Source organism: Microbacterium sp. NPDC056044 (assembly GCF_042267145.1).
Taxonomy (GTDB): domain Bacteria; phylum Actinomycetota; class Actinomycetes; order Actinomycetales; family Microbacteriaceae; genus Microbacterium.
In genome coordinates this window covers 1-5159 of the sequence record NZ_JBHJWZ010000011.1, presented here as the reverse complement: position 1 = coordinate 5159, position 5159 = coordinate 1, and the positions used below count along the sequence as shown (strand labels likewise).

General features: G+C 55.6%; 3 rRNA genes. All 3 read right to left on the bottom strand.

Features of this window, described 5'->3' with window-relative positions:
- Positions 1-51: 51 nt before the first annotated feature.
- A 5S ribosomal RNA gene (gene rrf, locus ACFC1I_RS21035) occupies positions 52-168 on the bottom strand.
- A gap of 112 nt (positions 169-280) precedes the next feature.
- Positions 281-3387: ribosomal RNA gene (locus tag ACFC1I_RS21030) — 23S ribosomal RNA — on the bottom strand.
- Positions 3388-3822: 435 nt separating this feature from the next.
- Positions 3823-5159, bottom strand: a 16S ribosomal RNA gene (locus tag ACFC1I_RS21025); the annotation flags it as partial.

The following is a 5159-nucleotide window of genomic DNA, read 5'->3' as shown; positions in this document are numbered from 1 at the left end:
TGTTAACGCGGAATGGCCACCCTGCGATGGGTGGCCATTCCGTGAATGGGTGTCCGGCGGTGTCCTACTCTCCCACAGGGTCCCCCCTGCAGTACCATCGGCGCTGAGAGGCTTAGCTTCCGGGTTCGGAATGGGACCGGGCGTTTCCCTCTCGCTATGGCCGCCGAAACTCTTTCGATGTTCCGTACTTTCACAACGTGAAAAATGTCTTCTGTTCAGTTGCGGTTTCCGACCGTACATCGGGAACCACTCAGTGGACGCGAGCACCAGAATTTGGTGTGTTATCAAGTCATCGGCTTATTAGTACCAGTCAGCTGCATGCATTGCTGCACTTCCACATCTGGCCTATCAACCCAGTAGTCTGGCTGGGAGCCTCTCACCCCGAAGGGTATGGAAGTCTCATCTTGAGGCCGGCTTCCCGCTTAGATGCTTTCAGCGGTTATCCATCCCGAACGTAGCTAACCAGCGGTGCACTTGGCAGTACAACTGGCACACCAGAGGTTCGTCCAACCCGGTCCTCTCGTACTAGGGTCAGATCCTCTCAAACTTCCTACGCGCGCAGCGGATAGGGACCGAACTGTCTCACGACGTTCTAAACCCAGCTCGCGTACCGCTTTAATGGGCGAACAGCCCAACCCTTGGGACCTACTCCAGCCCCAGGATGCGACGAGCCGACATCGAGGTGCCAAACCATGCCGTCGATATGGACTCTTGGGCAAGATCAGCCTGTTATCCCCGAGGTACCTTTTATCCGTTGAGCGACAGCGCTTCCACAAGCCACTGCCGGATCACTAGTCCCGACTTTCGTCCCTGCTCGACCTGTCAGTCTCACAGTCAAGCTCCCTTGTGCACTTACACTCGCCACCTGATTGCCAACCAGGTTGAGGGAACCTTTGGGCGCCTCCGTTACTTTTTGGGAGGCAACCGCCCCAGTTAAACTACCCACCAGGCACTGTCCCTGAACCGGATTACGGTTCGAAGTTAGACATCCAGAGTGACCAGAGTGGTATTTCAACAACGACTCCACGATGACTGGCGTCACCGTCTCATAGTCTCCCACCTATCCTACACAAGCCACACCGAACACCAATACCAAGCTGTAGTAAAGGTCACGGGGTCTTTCCGTCCTGCTGCGCGTAACGAGCATCTTTACTCGTATTGCAATTTCGCCGAGTTCGCGGTTGAGACAGTTGGGAAGTCGTTACGCCATTCGTGCAGGTCGGAACTTACCCGACAAGGAATTTCGCTACCTTAGGATGGTTATAGTTACCACCGCCGTTTACTGGGGCTTAAATTCTGAGCTTCGCCTTGCGGCTAACCCGTCCTCTTAACCTTCCAGCACCGGGCAGGCGTCAGTCCGTATACATCGTCTTGCGACTTGGCACGGACCTGTGTTTTTAGTAAACAGTCGCTACCCACTAGTCTCTGCGGCCACCACACCCTTTTCCCAGCAAGTGGGTATAAGTGGATGGCCCCCCTTCTCCCGAAGTTACGGGGGCATTTTGCCGAGTTCCTTAACCACGATTCTCTCGATCTCCTCGGTATTCTCTACCTGACCACCTGAGTCGGTTTGGGGTACGGGCGGCTAGAACCTCGCGTCGATGCTTTTCTCGGCAGCATAGGATCACCCACTTTTCATCCGCATCGTGTCTCAGCCTCAATGAGTCACGGATTTGCCTATGACTCGGCCTACGCACTTGCCCCGGGACAACCATCGCCCGGGATGGGCTACCTTCCTGCGTCACACCTGTTAATACGCTAACCGCACCAGAATGGGGTCGTACGCTAGGCCCCACGCCATCACCCGAAGGATCCGGTCATGGGGATTCAGATACTTAGCACTACTGGATTAGTTGGGGCGGTTCTTCGCCGGTACGGGAATATCAACCCGTTGTCCATCGACTACGCCTGTCGGCCTCGCCTTAGGTCCCGACTTACCCAGGGAAGATTAGCTTGACCCTGGAACCCTTGGTCTTTCGGAGGACGTGTTTCTCACACGTCTTTCGCTACTCATGCCTGCATTCTCACTCGTGTAGCGTCCACGGCTGGGTCACCCCGCCGCTTCACTCGCCACACGACGCTCTCCTACCCATCAACACGGCTGGACCACGAAGGCCTACCAATAATGTCAATGCCACAACTTCGGTGGCGTGCTTGAGCCCCGTTACATTGTCGGCGCGGAATCACTTGACCAGTGAGCTATTACGCACTCTTTCAAGGGTGGCTGCTTCTAAGCCAACCTCCTGGTTGTCTAAGCAACTCCACATCCTTTCCCACTTAGCACGCGCTTAGGGACCTTAGATGGTGGTCTGGGTTGTTTCCCTCTCGACTATGAAGCTTATCCCCCACAGTCTCACTGCTGCGCTCTCACTTACCGGCATTCGGAGTTTGGCTGACGTCAGTAACCTTGTAGGGCCCATCGGCCATCCAGTAGCTCTACCTCCGGCAAGAAACACGCAACGCTGCACCTAAATGCATTTCGGAGAGAACCAGCTATCACGAAGTTTGATTGGCCTTTCACCCCTATCCACAGCTCATCCCCTCAGTTTTCAACCTAAGTGGGTTCGGCCCTCCACGACGTCTTACCGTCGCTTCAGCCTGGCCATGGATAGATCACTTCGCTTCGGGTCTAGGACATGCGACTGAATCGCCCTATTCAGACTCGCTTTCGCTACGGCTACCCCACCCGGGTTAACCTCGCCACATATCGCTAACTCGCAGGCTCATTCTTCAAAAGGCACGCTGTCACACCTACCAGGGGTGCTCCAACGGTTTGTAAGCAAACGGTTTCAGGTACTATTTCACTCCCCTCCCGGGGTACTTTTCACCTTTCCCTCACGGTACTTGTCCGCTATCGGTCATCTGGGAGTATTTAGGCTTATCAGGTGGTCCTGACAGATTCACACGGGATTTCTCGGGCCCCGTGCTACTTGGGATACTCTCCACGCTGCGTCCGACATTTCGGTTACGGGGCTGGCACCCACTCTGGCCGGCCTTTCAAGACCGTTCACCTATATCGACGCATCACGTTCACCACTCGGCAGAATGATACGGAAAGTCCCACGACCCCTCACATGCAACTCCTGCCGGATATCACACACATAAGGTTTAGCCTCATCCGATTTCGCTCGCCACTACTCACGGAATCACGGTTGTTTTCTCTTCCTGTGGGTACTGAGATGTTTCACTTCCCCACGTTCCCTCTACCCGCCCTATATATTCAGGCGGGAGTCACTGGGTCGGCACGCCGCCCAGCGGGGTTTCCCCATTCGGACACCCTCGGATCAAAACTTGCTTATCAGTTCCCCGAGGCTTATCGCAGATTGCTACGTCCTTCTTCGGCTCCAGATGCCAAGGCATCCACCGTTTGCTCTTAAAGACTTGAAAACATGAGAATCAAAAACTCGACCACACACCCCGAAAGGCATGCGATCAGAAATTGACTAATGATCTTTAAGATCATCAACACAAAACAACCCCGAAGGGTCATCTTGCAAAGATGCTCGCGTCCACTGTGTAGTTCTCAAAGTACGGGCGGCACTCCCAGACACACCGGCAACAGCCAGCCACCCAGGAGCCCTAGAGAGTTGCACACCCCCACCACCCTCACGGGCAGCAGCGGCGTCCGGTCCCTCAGGACCCAACAGCGTGCAGGCACCCCGCTCACCAGCACCCACCCTCCAACCCGATCCGAAGACCAGGCGTACTAGTGGGCACCAGCTGCGCTGATGCCATGTCAAATGTTCCACCCACGAGCCCCCGCAGAGACATTCGCTCTACTGAGGTTCCTGCAACCCCTCACAGGGTTGAGGTGCTCCTTAGAAAGGAGGTGATCCAGCCGCACCTTCCGGTACGGCTACCTTGTTACGACTTAGTCCTAATTACCGATCCCACCTTCGACGGCTCCCTCCACAAGGGTTGGGCCACCGGCTTCAGGTGTTACCGACTTTCATGACTTGACGGGCGGTGTGTACAAGACCCGGGAACGTATTCACCGCAGCGTTGCTGATCTGCGATTACTAGCGACTCCGACTTCATGAGGTCGAGTTGCAGACCTCAATCCGAACTGGGACCGGCTTTTTGGGATTCGCTCCACCTCACGGTATTGCAGCCCTTTGTACCGGCCATTGTAGCATGCGTGAAGCCCAAGACATAAGGGGCATGATGATTTGACGTCATCCCCACCTTCCTCCGAGTTGACCCCGGCAGTATCCCATGAGTTCCCACCATTACGTGCTGGCAACATAGAACGAGGGTTGCGCTCGTTGCGGGACTTAACCCAACATCTCACGACACGAGCTGACGACAACCATGCACCACCTGTTCACGAGTGTCCAAAGAGTCCCCTGTTTCCAGAGTGTTCTCGTGTATGTCAAGCCTTGGTAAGGTTCTTCGCGTTGCATCGAATTAATCCGCATGCTCCGCCGCTTGTGCGGGTCCCCGTCAATTCCTTTGAGTTTTAGCCTTGCGGCCGTACTCCCCAGGCGGGGAACTTAATGCGTTAGCTGCGTCACGGAATCCGTGGAAAGGACCCCACAACTAGTTCCCAACGTTTACGGGGTGGACTACCAGGGTATCTAAGCCTGTTTGCTCCCCACCCTTTCGCTCCTCAGCGTCAGTTACGGCCCAGAGATCTGCCTTCGCCATCGGTGTTCCTCCTGATATCTGCGCATTCCACCGCTACACCAGGAATTCCAATCTCCCCTACCGCACTCTAGTCTGCCCGTACCCACTGCAGGCCCGAGGTTGAGCCTCGGGATTTCACAGCAGACGCGACAAACCGCCTACGAGCTCTTTACGCCCAATAATTCCGGATAACGCTTGCGCCCTACGTATTACCGCGGCTGCTGGCACGTAGTTAGCCGGCGCTTTTTCTGCAAGTACCGTCACAAAAGCTTCTTCCTTGCTAAAAGAGGTTTACAACCCGAAGGCCGTCATCCCTCACGCGGCGTTGCTGCATCAGGCTTCCGCCCATTGTGCAATATTCCCCACTGCTGCCTCCCGTAGGAGTCTGGGCCGTGTCTCAGTCCCAGTGTGGCCGGTCACCCTCTCAGGCCGGCTACCCGTCGACGCCTTGGTGAGCCATTACCTCACCAACAAGCTGATAGGCCGCGAGCCCATCCCAGACCAAAAAATCTTTCCAACCCCCACCATGCGAT